15 protein-coding genes are annotated in these 17,115 nt (G+C 62.8%); 7 read left to right on the top strand and 8 right to left on the bottom strand.

The genetic code is table 11. The annotated features are described in order from the left end of the window. The first annotated feature begins 2 nt into the window (after positions 1–2). From NCT03_RS29045 to NCT03_RS29055, 3 genes are all read left to right on the top strand, one after another. Entirely contained in the window at positions 3–1,487 is a 1,485-nt protein-coding gene (locus NCT03_RS29045) for an amidase (protein ID WP_250494866.1), read from the top strand. A gap of 71 nt (positions 1,488–1,558) precedes the next feature. Further along, positions 1,559–2,860: an aspartate aminotransferase family protein gene (locus tag NCT03_RS29050; protein WP_250494867.1), complete on the top strand. Its 1,302-nt coding sequence runs from the start codon at positions 1,559–1,561 to the stop codon at positions 2,858–2,860. Between the two features lie 29 nt (positions 2,861–2,889). Further along, positions 2,890–3,714 (top strand): amidohydrolase family protein, encoded by an 825-nt coding sequence (locus NCT03_RS29055; protein WP_250494868.1) that lies wholly within the window; start codon positions 2,890–2,892, stop codon positions 3,712–3,714. 29 nt (positions 3,715–3,743) lie between these two features. Here NCT03_RS29055 and NCT03_RS29060 read toward each other — a convergent pair whose 3' ends face one another. Then, the gene (locus NCT03_RS29060; RefSeq protein ID WP_250494869.1) at positions 3,744–5,306 is read right to left on the bottom strand and encodes an FGGY-family carbohydrate kinase; all 1,563 of its coding nucleotides are present in this window, start codon (positions 5,304–5,306) and stop codon (positions 3,744–3,746) included. A 123-nt stretch (positions 5,307–5,429) separates the two neighbouring features. Between NCT03_RS29060 and NCT03_RS29065 the strand changes: the two genes are divergently transcribed. Then, positions 5,430–6,200, top strand: coding sequence for an SDR family NAD(P)-dependent oxidoreductase (locus NCT03_RS29065; RefSeq protein ID WP_250494870.1), 771 nt, complete (start codon positions 5,430–5,432; stop codon positions 6,198–6,200). Between the two features lie 4 nt (positions 6,201–6,204). On the opposite strand, the gene NCT03_RS29070 is transcribed toward NCT03_RS29065, so the two are convergent. Next, positions 6,205–7,371, bottom strand: a complete 1,167-nt coding sequence (locus NCT03_RS29070; protein WP_250494871.1) for a mandelate racemase/muconate lactonizing enzyme family protein — start codon at positions 7,369–7,371, stop codon at positions 6,205–6,207. Between the two features lie 97 nt (positions 7,372–7,468). Here NCT03_RS29070 and NCT03_RS29075 point away from each other — a divergent pair, with 97 nt between their 5' ends. Further along, entirely contained in the window at positions 7,469–8,425 is a 957-nt protein-coding gene (locus NCT03_RS29075) for a LysR family transcriptional regulator (RefSeq protein WP_350030181.1), read from the top strand. 112 nt (positions 8,426–8,537) lie between these two features. Beyond that, a complete protein-coding gene (locus NCT03_RS29080; protein WP_250494872.1) occupies positions 8,538–10,061 on the top strand; it encodes a glycosyltransferase family 39 protein in 1,524 nt (507 codons plus the stop codon). 9 nt (positions 10,062–10,070) lie between these two features. Here NCT03_RS29080 and NCT03_RS29085 read toward each other — a convergent pair whose 3' ends face one another. From NCT03_RS29085 to NCT03_RS29110, 6 genes are all read right to left on the bottom strand, one after another. Continuing rightward, positions 10,071–11,018: an amino acid ABC transporter substrate-binding protein gene (locus NCT03_RS29085; protein ID WP_244831684.1), complete on the bottom strand. Its 948-nt coding sequence runs from the start codon at positions 11,016–11,018 to the stop codon at positions 10,071–10,073. Positions 11,019–11,031: 13 nt separating this feature from the next. After that, complete coding sequence (locus tag NCT03_RS29090) at positions 11,032–12,339, bottom strand: dicarboxylate/amino acid:cation symporter (RefSeq protein WP_250494873.1); 1,308 nt, start codon at positions 12,337–12,339, stop codon at positions 11,032–11,034. Positions 12,340–12,617: 278 nt separating this feature from the next. After that, a complete protein-coding gene (locus NCT03_RS29095; RefSeq protein WP_250494874.1) occupies positions 12,618–13,688 on the bottom strand; it encodes an ABC transporter ATP-binding protein in 1,071 nt (356 codons plus the stop codon). Between the two features lie 18 nt (positions 13,689–13,706). Then, complete coding sequence (locus NCT03_RS29100; RefSeq protein WP_244831687.1) at positions 13,707–14,498, bottom strand: ABC transporter permease; 792 nt, start codon at positions 14,496–14,498, stop codon at positions 13,707–13,709. After that, positions 14,495–15,430, bottom strand: a complete 936-nt coding sequence (locus tag NCT03_RS29105) for an ABC transporter permease (RefSeq protein WP_244831688.1) — start codon at positions 15,428–15,430, stop codon at positions 14,495–14,497. Before NCT03_RS29105 ends, NCT03_RS29100 begins: the two co-directional genes overlap by 4 nt. 22 nt (positions 15,431–15,452) lie before the next feature. Beyond that, a complete protein-coding gene (locus tag NCT03_RS29110) occupies positions 15,453–16,571 on the bottom strand; it encodes an ABC transporter substrate-binding protein (protein WP_250469634.1) in 1,119 nt (372 codons plus the stop codon). A 50-nt stretch (positions 16,572–16,621) separates the two neighbouring features. On the opposite strand from NCT03_RS29110, the gene NCT03_RS29115 reads away from it, so the two are divergent. Further along, on the top strand, positions 16,622–16,939 hold the full coding sequence (locus tag NCT03_RS29115) for a hypothetical protein (protein ID WP_250494875.1): 318 nt from the start codon (positions 16,622–16,624) through the stop codon (positions 16,937–16,939). Positions 16,940–17,115: the final 176 nt, after the last annotated feature.

Here is a 17,115-nt window from a genome sequence, read left to right on the forward strand (position 1 = left end):
TCATGGATGACACGCTCGCTTCTCTTTCCGCTGTCGATGCACGCAGGCTCATCGCCACTCGCGAAATCTCGCCGGTGGAATTACTCGATGCGAGCATTGCGCGTATCGAGGCCCTCAACCCTTCGGTCAATGCGATGGCCGCGACATGCTTCGAGCGCGCACGCATCGAGGCACGGCACGCGGAACACGCGCTCATGCGCGGCGAAACGCCGGGCTTGCTGCATGGTCTGCCCATCGGCGTGAAAGACCTCGAAGAGACCGCGGGCGTGCTCACGACATATGGCTCGGCGATGTATCGCGACCACGTGCCCGAGGCCGACAACGCCATGGTCGCGCGCATTCGCGCGGCAGGCGCCATCGTCACGGCCAAGACCAATACGCCGGAAATGGGCGCGGGCGCGAACACGCGCAACGTCGTGTGGGGCGCAACCGGCAACCCCTTCGCGCCGTTGCTCAACGCGGGAGGATCGTCGGGCGGGTCGGCAGTTGCGCTTGCCACCGGCATGTTGCCGCTGTGCACGGGCTCGGACACCGGCGGCTCGTTGCGCATTCCGGCCGCGTATTGCGGCGTCGTGGGCTTTCGGCCATCGCCGGGACTCGTGCCTGGCGATCGCAAGAACCTGGGCTGGGCGCCCATCACCGTCAGTGGACCAATGGCGCGTACCGTCGCCGACACGCGTCTGTTGCTCGCCGCGCAAGCGGGCTTCGATGCGCGCGATCCGCTTTCCTACGAAGTCGATGCTGATACCTTCACGAAGCATCGTCCAATCGATGCCGCTACGTTGCGCATCGGCTTCACGGAGGACTTCGGCACCTGCGCGCTCGACGACGCCACGCGCGCCACCTTTCGCAAGAAAATGGCAGCCGTCGCGCGGCATGTCGCGGTGTGCGAGCCGGTCGATATCGACATGCGTGACAGCGACCGCTGCTTCGACGTGATCCGCGCGCAGAACTTCGTCGCGCAGTTTCGCGAAGCCTATGAGCGCGATCGGTCGCTGCTCGGCCCGAACACGCGCGCGAACTACGAAATGGGCGTGAAGATGACGCTCGCCGATGTCGTGGGCGCGCACGTCACGCAGACCCGTTTGTACCGGCGCTTTCAGGAACATGTGCAACGGTATGACGTGATCGTGTCGCCGACCACTTCCATTACGCCATTTCCATGGTCGCAATGGCATCTGGAAGCGATCAACGGACGGCCGCTCGACACGTACTATCGCTGGCTCGGACTCACATACGTCATCTCGATGATGACCAATCCCGCGCTCTCGTTGCCTTGCGGAATGGATCACGCGGGCATGCCCTTCGGTCTGCAACTGGTCGGCGCGCTGCGTGGCGACGCGCGCGTGCTCGATATCGCCGAAGCACTCGAAACCGCGTTTGCCGGGGACGAATCGCTCGAGCGCCCGACGCCCGACTTGAGCGCCTTGCGCGCGCCGGTGCCGCAATTGAAGTCGATCGTGACGCATCCGCCTGTCATCGTCTGAAGGGAAGGTGTGGGCGATTCGCGAAGCGTCGTCTAGACTGCAGGTTCTTCCCATTCGCGAGGAGATGCACGGTGTCCCGGAATAACGACGCAACGTTTTGGCGCAACGCGAAGCAGCATCTGATCCGCTACGGCGGCACGTTCGAACCCATGATCATCGAACGTGCGAAGGGCAGCTTCGTCTACGACGCGGATGATCGTCCCATTCTCGACTTCACCTCGGGACAGATGAGCGCGGTGCTCGGCCACAGCCATCCCGAGATCGTCGCGGTCATCAGCGAATACGCCGGCAAGCTCGACCATCTCTTCAGCGGGATGCTTTCGCGGCCTGTCGTCGATCTGGCGACGCGCCTCGCCGACATCACGCCCGAAGGCCTCGACCGCGCGCTGTTGCTCAGCACGGGCGCCGAGTCGAACGAAGCAGCTATCCGCATGGCGAAGCTCGTCACCGGCGGTTATGAGGTCGTCGGCTTCGCGCAGTCGTGGCACGGCATGACCGGGCACGCGGCCGCCGCGACCTACAGCGCGGGCCGCAAGGGCGTGGGCCCGGCTGCGGTCGGCTCGTTCGCGATTCCGGCTCCGTTCACTTACCGGCCGCAGTTCGAGCGCAACGGCGCCTACGATCACCTCGCGGAACTGGACTACGCGTTTGCACTCATCGACCGGCAGTCGAGCGGCAATCTCGCCGCGTTCATCGCGGAGCCGATCCTGAGTTCGGGCGGCATCATCGAATTGCCCGAAGGTTACATGGCAGCGCTCAAGCGCAAGTGCGAGGAGCGCGGCATGCTGCTGATTCTCGACGAAGCGCAAACGGGCATCGGCCGCACGGGCAACATGTTCGCGTGCCAGCGCGACGGCGTCACGCCCGACATTCTCACCTTGTCTAAGACACTCGGCGCGGGGCTGCCGCTCGCGGCCATCGTCACGTCGGCGGCCATCGAGGAGCGCGCGCACGAACTCGGCTATCTCTTCTATACGACGCACGTGTCCGACCCGCTCCCCGCCGCCGTCGGTCTGCGCGTGCTGGACGTCGTCGAGCGCGAAGGACTCGTCGCGCGTGCGAACATCATGGGCGAAAGACTCAGGCGCGGCTTGCAAAATCTGATGGAACGCTTCGACTGTATCGGCGATGTTCGCGGACGCGGTCTTCTGCTCGGCGTGGAGATCGTCAAGGATCGCCGAACCAAGCAGCCCGATGACGGCCTCGGCGCGAAGATCACGCGCGAGTGCATGAATCTCGGCCTCAGCATGAATATCGTGCAGTTGCCGGGCATGGGCGGCGTGTTCCGCATTGCGCCGCCGCTGACCGTGCGCGAGGAAGAGATCGACCTCGGTCTCGATTTGCTCGGACAAGCCATTCAGCGCTCGCTCTGAGCGGGTCAATCTTCCAACCGGATCAACCCATGAGCCTTTTCGATGAGGACAGGATCGACTGTCATTGCCATATCTTCGATCCTGCGCGCTTTCCGTATCGCGACGACACGCCGTATCGCCCTGAAGGTCAGGAACTCGGCACCGCCGCGCAACTGATTCGCGTAATGGATGCCTACGGCGTGCGTCATGCGCTGCTGGTTGGCCCGACGAGCGGCTACCGGACCGACAACCGTTGTCTCGTCGACGCGTTGCAGACTTACCCGGCGCGGTTTCGCGGCATTGCGGTGGTGGATAACGACATCGGCCGAAGCGAACTGACTGCGCTGCGCAATGCGGGTGTGGTCGGCGTCGCGTTCAACCCGGCGATGGAAGGTGTCGAACTCGTGCTGAATGCAGGCGAGCTTTTCGCGTCGCTCGCGGACCTCGAGATGTTCGCGCAGATTCAGGTGGTTGGCGATCAGATGGCGACGCTCGAGCCCTGGCTCGCGCGGCAACCGGTGAATGTCTTGATCGATCATGCCGGCCGGCCCGATAGCGCGGATGGCATCGATCAGAAAGGCTTTCAGGCGGTGCTTCGGCTCGCAGAGACCGGGCGCGCGACGGTCAAATTGTCGGGCTGGCAAAAGTATGCGCACGAAGCCTATCCGTATGAGGACGTGTGGCCCTACGCTCACGCGTTGTTGCGCGCATTCGGACCGGAGCATTGCATTTGGGGCTCCGACTGGCCGTTCTTGCGCGCGTCAGAGCGGATGGATTATGGGCCGCTGCTTGCGCTCTTCGAGAAGATCGTCCCGGACGCGCAGGTCCGGCGGCAGATTCAGTGGGAGACGCCGCGTCGGCTATTTGGCTTTTGAAGGCGTGCGCCCGAACGCATTGAATCGAATCACCGAGGTAACGCAAGCCGCGAAACCACGTGCATGGCCTCCCGCAATTCCGCACGCGAGGCAAGCATCCGATACTGCTCGAACAACGCTTCATAAACATCCGCCGACGCGGCGTCCGGTTCGAAATGCTGGAACGCCCGCGCGCCGAAGCGAGCCGCACCGTCCGTGAAATCCCGCACCACGCCCGCCGCGACGGCGCCATGAATCGCGGCGCCGACCGCCGTTGCGTTGTGCATGTCGGGCACCGAGACCGGCTTGCCGAGCACGTCCGCCATCAACTGAAGCAGGAAGCGATTATTCTCGCTCAAGCCGCTCGCGAGGATGGTCCGCGTGACCGGCGCGCCCTCGCTCTGCATCAGCTCGATGATCGTGCGTGCGCCGAAGCACAGCGATTCCATCATCGCCCGATAAATCTCCGCGCGTGTCGTGGTCGTGCGCAAGCCAAGCAGCATGCCGCTCACCTGCGGGTCGGAAAGCGGCACGCGGCAGCCGTTCCACCAGTCGAGCGCGAGCAGTCCTGACTCACCCGGCCGCAAACGCGCCGCGCTCGCGTTGTACGCCGAGAAGTTCGCCGGCAAGTCCTCCGCCAGCGGCGCGGTTTTGACGAACCACGCGAGCGCATCGCCGAAACCGGCCTGCCCTGCTTCGTAGCACCATAGACCGGGAAGCGCCGCATCCTTCGCCACGCCTTCGATACCGTCGGGCAAGGGACGCTCGGTGTCATCGAGCAACATGTACACCGCCGATGTCCCCAGCGCGCCGACGAGCGTGCCCGCTTGCGTCGCGCCGAGCGCGGGAAGAATCACGTGCGAATCGATAGCCGCGACCGCCACGGCCGGTTCGCCGAGCATGCCTGTGCGCTCGATCCACTCGCGCCGCACCGTTCCCGCCGACGATCCAATATGCTTCGGCGCGCTCGATCGCGTGGCGAGTCCATCGACGCCGAGGGGTGGATAACCCGCATCCGAATAGTGGGCCTTGTAGCGCGCCATATCGGAGCTTCGCGACTCCGTTCCGGTGAGCTGCCACACAAGCCAGTCGCCCGCCTCGATGAATCGCTCCGTCTGCGCCCAAAGTGTGGGCGCTTCCGCGGCAAGCTGCGCCGCCTTCGCGGGCAACCATTCGCCGGAAGTCTTGCCTCCCGACTTAGTCAGATGCACGCCGCGTTCACGGCTGATCTCGTCGGCCCAGGGCTGCGCCGAGTGATGCTTCCAGAGCTTGACGTAAGCGTGCGGATCGTCGGGGAATCGCGTGGAAAGCGGCGTTCCGTCCGCCGACGCAGGCAATGGCGAACTCGCCGTGAACCCGATGCCGATAGCCTCGATACGCTTCCCACGCCCGAGCTCCGCGAGAACGACCTCGGCGCATTCGAGATAATCCGGCGCGTTTTGCAAAGCCCAGCCCGCCTTCAGCGGCAACCCGCCCGGAAGCGCGTCTATGAGCGTGCCATGCCGATACCGATGCGCATGCGTCGCGCACACCTCGCCGCTTTCGATATCCACCAGCACGCCTCTTGCCGAATCCGTTCCGTAGTCCAGGCCGATCAGGTAGCCACCGCTCATCGTCGCGATCCATGAGTTGAAGAAATTGAAATATAGTGCAGCGAGGGTTCGCGCGTCATCGAAACGACGCGCATGAGGCCGAACCCGTTTCCCTATCTCAACACAACCCGTGGAAAGATTCGCATGAAAGTGGACAAGCAAAGCTTCGCAGGGCGGCACGCGTTCATCACCGGCGGCAGCCGGGGCATTGGCTTTCAGACCGCCATCGCGTTAGGCGAAGCGGGCGCGGCGGTGACCGTATCGGACCTGACGGATCATGCGGTGAGCGAAGCCGTCGACAAGCTGCGCGCGGCCGGCGTCGATGCCAGCGGCGTGGTGCTCGACGTCACCGACCCGGATCAATGCGACCGCGTCGCGCTCGAACTGAATGGCGGCGCAGCGGTGGATGTGCTCGTCGCCAACGCAGGCATTGCGTGGCCCGACACGCCCGCCGAGGAGATGAGCAACGAAGCGTGGCTCAAGGTGATCGACACCAATCTCAACGGCACGTTCTGGACGTGCCGCGCGTTCGGGCGTCATATGCTCGCCAAGGGCAAAGGCTCGATCGTGACCGTGGGTTCCATGTCCGGCGTCATCTCCAACAAACCGCAACGGCAGGTGCAATACAACGCGTCGAAAGCGGCGGTGCATCATCTGACGAAGTCGCTTGCGGGCGAATGGGCGGAGCGCAACGTGCGCGTCAATTGCGTCGCGCCGACCTACGTCAACACGGTCATGTCGAACGTGACGGCAAAGGACGAGCGCTTCTTCAAACCGTGGATGGACAACACGCCGATGCGCCGCATGGTGGAACCGGAGGAAGTGGCATCGGCGATTGCGTTTCTGGCGTCGGACGCGGCGAGCGCAATCACCGGCACCATCCTGCTCACCGATGCGGGCTACACCATCTGGTGACGCGTCACGCCGACAGCTTCGTCATCTCGGCGTAAAGGTCGGCCTTGCCCTCGAAACCGATGCCGGGCAAGTCGGGCATGGTGATATAGCCGTTTTCGACCTTCACGCCATCCGGGAAACCGCCGTAGGGCTGGAACAGATCAGGATACGACTCGTTGCCGCCAAGCCCCAGCCCTGCCGCGATATTCAACGACATCTGGTGCCCGCCGTGCGGAACGCAGCGGCTCGGCGACCAGCCGTGCTGACGCAGCATGTCGAGCGTGCGCAGATATTCGACGAGACCGTAACTCAGTGCGCAATCGAACTGCAGCCAGTCGCGGTCGGCACGCATGCCGCCGTAGCGAACCAGGTTGCGCGCGTCCTGCATCGAAAAGAGGTTTTCGCCGGTGGCCATCGGCTTGTCGTAGTAGTTGCGCAGCGTGGCTTGCAACTCGAAGTCGAGCGGATCGCCCGGCTCTTCGTACCAGAAGAGATCGTATTGCGAGAGCGCCTTGGCGTACTGAATGGCCGTGTCGAGATCGAAGCGGCCGTTGGCGTCCACCGCGAGCTTCTGGCCGTCTTGCAGAATGCTCAGGATCGAATCGATACGGCGCAGGTCTTCATCGAGCGAAGCGCCGCCAATCTTCTTTTTGACGACCGTATAGCCCCGGTCGATGTAGCTGCGCATCTCGTCCTTGAGCTTGCCGTGGTCCTGGCCCGGATAGTAGTAGCCGCCTGCCGCATACACGAATACCTGGCGGTCCGGCTGGCCATTGCCATGACGGTCCGCGAGCAACTGAAAAAGCGGCTTGCCTTCTATCTTCGCGACCGCGTCCCAGATCGCCATGTCGATGGTCCCGATAGCCACCGAACGCTCGCCGTGACCGCCCGGCTTCTCGTTCATGAACATGGTCGCCCACACCTTGTGGGGATCGATGTTGTTGCCGGTATCGTCGAGGAGCGTGCCCGGGTCTGCTTCGAGGATGCGCGGAATGAAGCGCTCGCGCATGAGTTTGCCCTGACCGTAGCGGCCGTTCGAGTTGAAACCGTAACCGACGACAGGCTTGCCGTCGCGGATCACGTCGGTCACGACCGCGACGAGACTCAGCGTCATCTTGCTGAAGTCGATATATGCATTACGGATGGGCGAACTGATCGGAACGGTCTTTTCGCGGATTTCGACGATCTTCATGAATGTCTCCTGACGGCACTCGCTCATTGAAGACGTTAGGTTAGCCGCGAAGTGCCGGGTTAAGATTCACCCACATTCATTTCATTTTTTACTTAAAGTGAATACTGATTCGGCAACGGACTTCGAGTTCTTCATCTTGCTCGCGAAACTGAAGAGCATGTCCGGCGCGGCGCGCGCACTCGATCTCACGCCGCCCGCAGCGACCAAGCGGCTCGGCATCATGGAAAAGCGGCTGGGCGCGCAGCTCGTCAACCGCACCACGCGCAGCATCAGCCTCACGCCGGAAGGCGAAACCTATCTGCGCTATGCAACGCAGATCGTGGAGAAAGTGCGCGAAATGGAAGAAGCGATCACGGGCGCGCGCACCGATCCGCAAGGGCTGCTGCGCATCAACGCGACGCTCGGCTTCGGACGCACGACCATTGCGCCGCTCGTGTCCGAGTTTGCTAAGCGCTTTCCTCAGGTCGAGGTTCAGTTCGAAGTGACGGATCGGCCCGTCGATCTGGTCGAAGGTGCGTTCGATATGGCGATACGCTTCGGCGAACTGCCCGACAGCCGCTTGAGCGCGCGACGCATCATGAGCAACCGGCGCTTTCTTTGCGCATCGCCGAAATATCTCGAACGCTTCGGCACGCCCGAAAAGATCGAAGACCTGCTGCAGCACCGCTGCATCATTCATCGGCAGAACGACGATGCCCATGGCGTATGGCGATTCATCGACGAAGACCACACGGAAGCGCTGAAAGTGCGCGGCGCGTTATCCAGCAACGATGGCGATATCGTCCTGCGCTGGGCGCTCGACGGACACGGCATTCTTATCCGCTCGGAATGGGACCTGGCGAAGTATGTACAGAGCGGACGGCTCGAAATCGTGCTGCCGAACGCCGTGCTGCCATCGGCCGATCTCTTCGTCTATTACCCGCGGCAACGCAACCAGACCGCACGCGCCCGTGCGTTCATCGACTTCCTGGTTGAGCGCTTTCAGGCGCCGTTCATTCCCGTCGATGCCGGCAAGCTCGTGCGCGACCGCAAAAAACGCGGCGAACGCCGTTGATCCGCTTGTGTACAGGCACGAACGTTCGCATCACGCGCGCCACGCGACTTGCCTCGTGCGTCGGACGATGCGAGACTCGGCACGCTGAAGTCGCCCGCGAAACGGAGGAGACATGCGGCCAGCCGGTAGCCTGAAAACGCATTCACTCGCCGACACCGCGCCACTGCTTCCATGGGCTGCGGCGCTGGTGATTTTGCATATCGCGACCAATGGCGAATACGGCTTTCATCGCGATGAGCTCTCCACGTTGGAAGACGCGCGCTCGCTCGCGTGGGGTTACGTCGGCGTCCCGCCGTTCATTCCGTTTCTTGCGCGAGGCGCGTTCGCGCTGTTCGGGCCGTCGCTGACCGGCTTGCGCTTTTTCTCGTCGCTGGCAATGGGCATCGCCTTCGTGCTCACGGGCCTGATTGCGCGCGAGCTCGGAGGAAGCAGACGGGCGCAGATCGTCGCCGCATTGGCCGCCGCTATTAGCAGTGTCGCGTTGAGCGCGGGCGCGCTTTATCAGTACGTCAGTTTCGACTATCTATGGTGGGTCGCCGCCGCATACTGCGCGGTGCGCCTGCTGTCCACGGACGATGCACGATGGTGTCTCGGCGTTGGCGCTGCCATCGGCATCGGCTTGTTGACGAAGTACACCATCGCGTTTCTGGCAGCGGGTATCGCCGCGGGCTTGCTCTTCACACCCGCCCGTCGATACTTCCGCAGCGCGTGGCTATGGCTCGGCGTCGCGCTCGTCGGCGTGATCGTGCTGCCTCACTTGATCTGGCAGTTTCAGCACGACTTCATCACACTGGATTTTCTGCAGAGCATTCACGCTCGCGACGTCCGCATGGGACGCGGCAACGGGTTCCTGCTCGGTCAGTTCTGGATCACGACAAGCCCGTTCACGGTTCCCTTGTGGCTCGCGGGACTCTACTATCTTTTCGCCGTCGGGGAAGGCAAGCGGTTTCGCGTGCTTGGCTGGATGTTCGTCGTGCCGCTCGTGTTGTTCGTCGTGGCGAAGGGCCGCGACTACTATATGGCGCCTGCTTATCCGATGTTGCTCGCGGCGGGCGCGGTGTGGGCGGAGCAACGGATGGCATCGCTCAACATGCGCCACGCAGCGGCGATTCGCTGGTCCGTGTGCGTCGTGCTCGCAATCGGCGCGGTGCTGGGCGCCGCACCCGTACTGCCGATTGCTCCGGTCGGATCGACATGGTGGCGCTTTGCGGATCGCGTCAATGGCGGCAACTTCAACGAAGAGCTCGGGTGGCCCGACATGGCGGAAAGCGTCGCGCGCATTCGCGACACACTTCCGGAGGGGCAACGTGCGAGCGCCGGCATTCTCGTCGCCGATACGGGCCAGGCCGGCGCCATCGATCTATTCGGCGCGCGCTTGAAGCTGCCGAGCCCGATCTCCGGCACCAACTCACACTGGTTTCGCGGATACGGCGACCCGCCGCCGAAGCCGCTGATCGTCGTGGGTTTTCCGAGCGATATCGTGCAGCGTGAGTTGGCGTCGTGCCGTATGGCCGAGCGTCTCACGAACCGCTTCGGGATTGCAAACAGCACGGTAAGTGGCCGCGATATCTTCGTATGCGAAGCACCGCGCCAACCGTGGCCGCAATTCTGGCGCGGCATACAGGTCTATGGATAGCGCGCATCTTCATTGCGCGTCCGTGCCTGCGGTCGTCTGAATGATAGTCTCGAGTTGCGCGCTCATCGGCAGATTGATGCTCGTGCCCGATGGCAGGCGGCGCAAAAACCAGCGCTTGTATTGCCGGTCCATTTCGCCATCCGCCGCGAGTTCCTGGAACGTGTCCTTCACCACTTGCGCCAACTGCGGATCGTCCTTGCGAAACATGATGCCGTACGGCTCATACGAAAGGTAATCGCCGACCACGCGGTACGAGCCGCCCGCGCCCGCGTGCTCGGCAATCAGCCCGTAGAGCAAGACGTCGTCGGTGGCGAATGCGTCGGCATGGCCGTCGGCCACTTGCGCGAAGCCTTGCGCGTGGTCTGGCACGATCTGCAACTGAATGCCGAGCCGGAACTTGCTGTCCAGATCGCGCAGCGCCTTCTCGTTCGTGGTGCCGGCGGTCAACGTGACCTTCTTGCCCGCGAGATCGCGAAACGAGCCGATAGGCGAGCCGCTCTTGACCATCACCTTCGTGCCCGCGACGAAGATGATCGGCGAAAACGCCACGCGTTTCTGGCGTTCGATATTGCTGGTCGTCGAGCCGCATTCGAGATCGACACGGCCGCTCGTCACGGCGTCGATACGATTATCAGGCGTAACCGGCACCCACAGGATGGTCGGCGTCAGGTTGATCGCATCGCCGATGGCCGTCACCAGCGACTTGCATAACTCGATGGAATAACCGATAGGTTCATGGCGCGCGTTCAGATACGAAAACGGCACCGACGCCTCGCGATAACCAATCGCGACGACACCGCTCTTTCGCACCTTCGCGAGCGTTCCCGTGAGCGCGACGGGCGCGAAGCTATCGGGAATAGCGCGTGACGTTTGCGGATCGTCCTGCGCTCGCGCTCCGGCACAGGCGATCAAGGTCCCCGCGAGCGCGAGCATCGAGCAGAATCGCTGCATCTTCATGGCGCGGCTCCGCTTAACCTTCTGCCGGATGGGCGATGGTCGCTTCGAGCTCGGTTTCGATGCGCGCCGCGTTGGCGTCGGCTTCCGCTTGCGTCATCAGTTCGCCCTCCCACTTGGCGACCACCGCGCTCGCAATCGAATTGCCCACCGCGTTCGTGGCCGAACGGCCCATGTCGAGGAACGTGTCCACGCCGAGAATCAACAACAAACCCGCTTCGGGAATGCCGAACTGGTTGAGCGTCGCCGCGATCACGACGAGCGACGCGCGCGGCACGCCGGCCATTCCCTTGGATGTCAGCATGAGCACCAGCAACATGGTCAGTTGCGTGCCGATGGAAAGCGGAATGTTGTAGGCCTGCGCGATAAACAACGTCGCGAAGGTGCAGTACATCATCGAGCCGTCGAGGTTGAACGAATAGCCCATCGGCATCACGAACGCGGAGATCTTGCGCTTCACGCCGAAGCGGTCGAGCGCATCGAGAATCTTCGGATACGCAGCTTCCGAACTCGCGGTCGCGAACGAGAGCATGAACGCTTCTCTTATCAGTCCCAGCAGCTTGAGCACGCGTGGTCCGAGAAACAGGAAACCCGCGAGCGCCAGCAACGCCCACAACATGAACAGGCTCAAGTAGAAGTCGCCCATGAAGACCGCGAACTTGAGCAGAATGGTCAGGCCATTGACGGCGACAGTGGACGCCATTGCGGCCAGCACGGCGAGCGGTGCGAGCTTCATCACGTAGCCGGTGATCTTCAGCATGACGTGCGAGAGCTGGTCGATGGCGGCGACGAGAATCTTGCCCTTGTCGCCCAGCGCGGCGAGCGCCACACCGAAGAACATGGAGAACACGACGATCTGCAGCACTTCGTTATTGGTCATCGCTTCCGCGAACGACCTCGGCACCATATGACTCACGAAGTCCTTGAGCGTGAACTTGGAAGTCGCGAGATTCGCCGACGCGCCGATATCCGGCAACGGCAGCCCGAGATTCTCGCCCGGCCTGAGCAGGTTCGACATCATGAGACCGAGCAGCAACGACACGAGCGACGCGGTGACGAACCAGCCGAGCGCCTTGGCAAACACGCGCCCGACCGAGGCTGCATCGCCCATATGCGCAATGCCCACGACGAGCGTGGAGAACACGAGCGGACCGATCACCATTTTGATCAGTCGCAGAAACACGTCCGATATGAGCGAGATGTAGCCCGCGATTTCAGTAGCAGTCTTCTTGTCCGGAAAGCTCGAGTAGATCATGTAGCCGATCCCGATGCCCAACAGCATGGCGACCAGGATCCAGATGGCCGCATTATTTTTTCGGTTCATCTCGAAGCCTCCATTCACTGCCTTGATGGTTTGCGGGATGCAAAGCTCGAAACCGGTTGCTGCCGCTTAGTGTGCCTTAACAAAAAGGGAATTGCATTGGCGTAATCCGCCATGCAAGGTGTCTGAATTGCCGGAATCGAAATGCGCGGCGATGACATCGATGCATCGCGTATATATTCGCTACGCGTGCCGCAATGCAGCGACGAGATCGAGTCTCGCGCCTGCCGAACGGCGCCGCGACGCTGGTGCGCTGCGCAACGGCACGTTTGGCGCGTTGCCTAACGCGCGTCCTCGTCGAGCACGAGGAGATTCTCGTGCGAAAAGCCGAGCGCGACCGGCTGGCCGCGTTCGGGCAGCAACCGGTTCGGGTCGTTGAAGACATCGAGCGAGACTACCGCGTCTTTCACACGCGCGCGGATACGCACCACCGCGCCGAGGAAGCTGATTTCCTCGACGGTTGCCGCCAGCGAATTGCGGCCGCTCGCGGGCGGTTCGAGCACGATCGCTTCGGGACGCAAGGCGAGAAGCCGCTCCCGGCCGGCATCGTCCGATGGCAACTGGCGCGACGTCACGAGTTCCTGACCGTCCACGGCCATGCGTCCGGTCGCGGGATCGATCACGCGGCCCGCAAGAATGTTGAGCGTGCCGACGAAGGAGGCGACAAAGCGCGTGCGCGGAAAGTTATAGATGTTGAGCGGCGGCCCGACCTGTTCGACGCGCCCCTCGTTCATCACGACGATGCGATCCGAAATGGATAGCGCCTCTTCCTGATCGTGCGTGACGAAGATCGACGTGATTCCAAGTTCGCGCTGTAACGCGCGAATGTCTTCGCGCAACGAGACGCGGATCTTCGCATCGAGCGCGGAGAGCGGTTCGTCGAGCAGCAACACTTGCGGCTTGCTCGCAAGCGCGCGCGCCAGCGCCACGCGCTGTTGCTGGCCACCCGACAGTTGCCACGGATAACGCTCGGCAAGATGCGGCAGCTTGATCAGTTCGAGCATTTGCGCCACGCGCTCGTCCATCTCCTTCTGCGGACGCTTCGCCACTCGCAGCGCGAAGCCTATGTTCTGCGCCACCGTCATGTTCGGAAAGAGCGCATACGATTGAAACACCATGCCGACGGCTCGTTCGCGCGTACGCAGATGCGTGACGTCGCGGCCATCGAGACGAATGGTGCCGCGCGTGGGCGTCTCGAAGCCCGCGATCATGCGCAGCACGGTCGTCTTGCCGCATCCAGAAGGACCAAGAAATGTGATGAACTCGCCGCGCTCGATCTTCATGTCGAACTGATGCAGCGCGATGTTCGGCCCGAACGCCTTGTGAAGATTGTCGATTTCGAGAAATGCCATGCGTCGCGTGCCTCAGGCTCAAGTTTTCTGGCCGGCCAGCGCGCGCGCCGAACCGAATACCTGGATCAGCCCCATCGAGGCCCAGGTGACGACGAACGCGATGATCGCGAGCGCCGACGGCTCGTAGGCACGGTTCGCACCGATCAACTGCAGATACGGGCCGAACGCCGGACGATCCAGCAGGCTCGCGAGCGTGAACTCGCCGATGACGACCGCAAAGGTAAGGAACGCGCCCGACAGAATGCCCGAGCGCACATTCGGGAAGATCACTTTGAAAAGTATGGTCGCGCGGCCCGCGCCCAGACATTCGGCGGCTTCGGTGAGCGAGCGGATATCGACGGCGCGCATGCCGGCATCGACCGCGCGATACATATACGGCAGCGACAGCGTGACATAGCCGAACACGAGCAAAAGGTCGGTCGCGCGTTCGTTACCGGTGAGCGGCAGGATCGAACTGCTGTTGTAAATGCGCAGATAGCCGAACACGATGACGATGGCCGGAATCACGAGCGGCAGCAACGTGATGAACTCGACCACGGGCCGCAGCTTCGGCAAGCGCAGCTGCACCCAGTAAGCGGTCGGCACCACGAGCAGCACGCCGATCACGATGGTGAGAAAGCCCATCAGCACCGAATAGCCGAACGACGCCTGAAAATGCGGATCGCCGAGTACGACGCGATACGCGTCGAAGCTGTATTCGCCACGACGCATGCGCAGACTGAACTCGAATGTGGCGATCAGCGGAATCAAAAAATATAGCGAGCCGACGATCATCGCGATGGCGGCGCCCGCGCGCGACTGCGATTTCATCGGCGTCCCCTTTCGGCGCGCGCACGCAACCAGATATAGCCGCCGTTCGAAAGCCCCGTCACCACGATCATGCCGAGCGCGAGCGCGTAACCCAGGTTCTGGTTATGCAGCACGTCGCCGCGAATCTGCGCGTACAGCAGAATGGTCACGATATTGAGCGAGCTGCCGGTCAACGCATAAGCCGTGGCGACCGCGCCGAACGCGTTGGCGAACAAGAGCAGCGCCGCGCCCAGCAAGCTCGGCCACAGCACCGGCAAGCCGACATAACGCCAGTACTGCGCCGATGTCCCGCCGAGGCAATCGCAGGCTTCGCGCCATTCGCGCTTCAGACCGTCGAGCGCGGGCGTGATGATGAGCACCATCAACGGAATCTGGAAATACAGGTATGTGATGGTCAGTCCGGCGAAGCTCAGAATGCTGAAGCCGGTGGAATAGAGATTGAAGCCGAGGTACTTGCGCGCCAGCACAGTGACGAGACCCACGCGCCCCAATGTGCAAATGAAAGCGAACGCGAGCGGCACGCCCGCGAAGTTCGACGCCACGCCGGAGAAGGTCATGAGCGTCGGGCGAATCCATGCGGGTAACTGGCCTTTCACCGCCGCCCACGCGAGCAGCGAGCCGAGTATCGCGCCGCCCGCCGCCGACGCCGCGCTGACTTTCATGCTGATCCAGTAGGCATCGAGCACGCCCGGCTGGAACAACTCGCGGAAATTGACGAGCGTGAAGTGTCCCTGCGGGTCCTGGAACGCGCCCACCATCAAGAAGCCCGTAGGCAGCAGTAGGAATAGCAGCGCGAACACGAAGAACGGCAGCACGCCGATATACGTGAGCCAACTCGCGCCGCCGCTTGCGCGCGCGGCACCGGCCGGCGGCACGGGCGCGGCCGGCGCCAGCAGATCCGGCCCGGCGCCTTGCGGAGGAGAGACGCTCATTGCAGGATCTCGTGCGTCACGCTTACTTCACGTTCGCGCCGACGATCTGATCCCAGCCCTTGGTGACGACGTCCTTGGTGGCGTCCTGTTGCGGCAGCGTCGGGAACACGACGCCTTTATACGCCGATGCGGGCGGCAGCTTGTCGAGCAGCGCCTGCGGCACCTTCTTCTGCGCCACGAGTTCGTTGTAGCGCATTGGATGGCAATAGCCCGCAAGCCAGCCGAGTTGGCCTTCGTCGGAATAGAGGTATTCCATCCACAGCTTCGCGGCGTTCGGATGCGGCGCAAACGCGCTGATCGCCTGAACATAAACGCCCGCCACGACACCCGTCTTCGGCACGATCACCTGCACCTTCGGGTTGCCCTTGAGCGTGTCGCGGTCGGCGAGCGCGTTGTAGTCCCAGCGCACGATGATCGGCGTCGTGCCTTGCGCCAGCGACGCCGCCTTGCCGATCACCGGCACGAAGTTGCCGCTCTTGTTCAGATCGGCGAAAAATTTGAGGCCTGCCTGATCCGCCTTGCTTGCGTCGCCCTTGGTCTGCGACAAGCCCGCCGCATAGACGCCCTGAATGGCCTGATTCGCCGAACGTGGATCGCCCGCGAGCGAAACCGCATTGCGATAGTCGGCCTTCTGCAAGTCGCTCCAGTCGGCTGGCGGCTTGTCGATCATGTCGGTGTTGACTTCGAATGAAAGCACGCCGTAATAATCGCCGTACCAGTAGCCTTCGGCGTCCTTGGATTCGGCGGGAATCGCGCTCCACGTCGACACCTTGTACGGCTGCAACAAGCCTTCTTTCTTCGCCGTCGGGCCGAACGAAAGACCGACGTCGATCACGTCCGGTGCCTGCGGTCCCTTGTTGCCTTTGTTGGCCTTGATCGCTTCGATCTCGTCGCCCGAGCCTGCGTCGGGGTTGAGTTCGTTGACGTGAATGCCGTACTTCTTCTGGAACCCGGCGATGACCGCGCCGTAACCGCACCAGTCATGCGGCAGTGCGATGGTGGTCAACTGCCCTTCCTGCTTCGCGGCTGCGATGAGCGCATCCGTTGGCGCCGCCACAGCCTGACCGATGCTGCCCGCGGCCAATCCAGCCGTGGCGCAGATGCACAAAACACGGCCTGTCCCGATACGCTTCATCGTCATTCTTGTCCTATACCGGAAGGTATTGCGTTGATGAGTTCCGCCGATTGCCGATGCAGGCTAAAGTCAATCAGCGCGTTTGGCAAGCCGCCAAAAAAGCCGGCTCCATGCGCGTCATCGGCGGCACCCTTCAGTTCCTCGAAGGCTCGCTGGGCGGCGCGCGGCCCGTGCCGAACGTCGCGACCACGATCGGGCTCAGCGCCGTGGGGATCGCGCTGAAGTGCATCGTCGAAGCAATGCCGAGATGTTCGACGACCGCGCCGCCACCGAGCGAACCGAGCGCGATCGCGCTCGCGCCGCTGCGTGCCGGCTTGGCGCCGAGGGCGTGCCCATTCGCGCGGTGTCTCCCATGCGACGGCATCCGAGTTTGAAGGTGCGGCTCTTTATCGGCCGACTCGTCGATGCATGGCAGCCCGACCCATCGTGGGAACACGAGCCACGTGATTCACGATCCCGCAATGTGGACCACCCGCGAACGCGCTTCGAATGCGCTTTATTGAATCGCGCACGCCTGAGCGATACTGACACTGTCGGAACGCATGAGACG

This window comes from Caballeronia sp. GAWG1-1 (assembly GCF_023631465.1).
Lineage (GTDB): Bacteria > Pseudomonadota > Gammaproteobacteria > Burkholderiales > Burkholderiaceae > Caballeronia.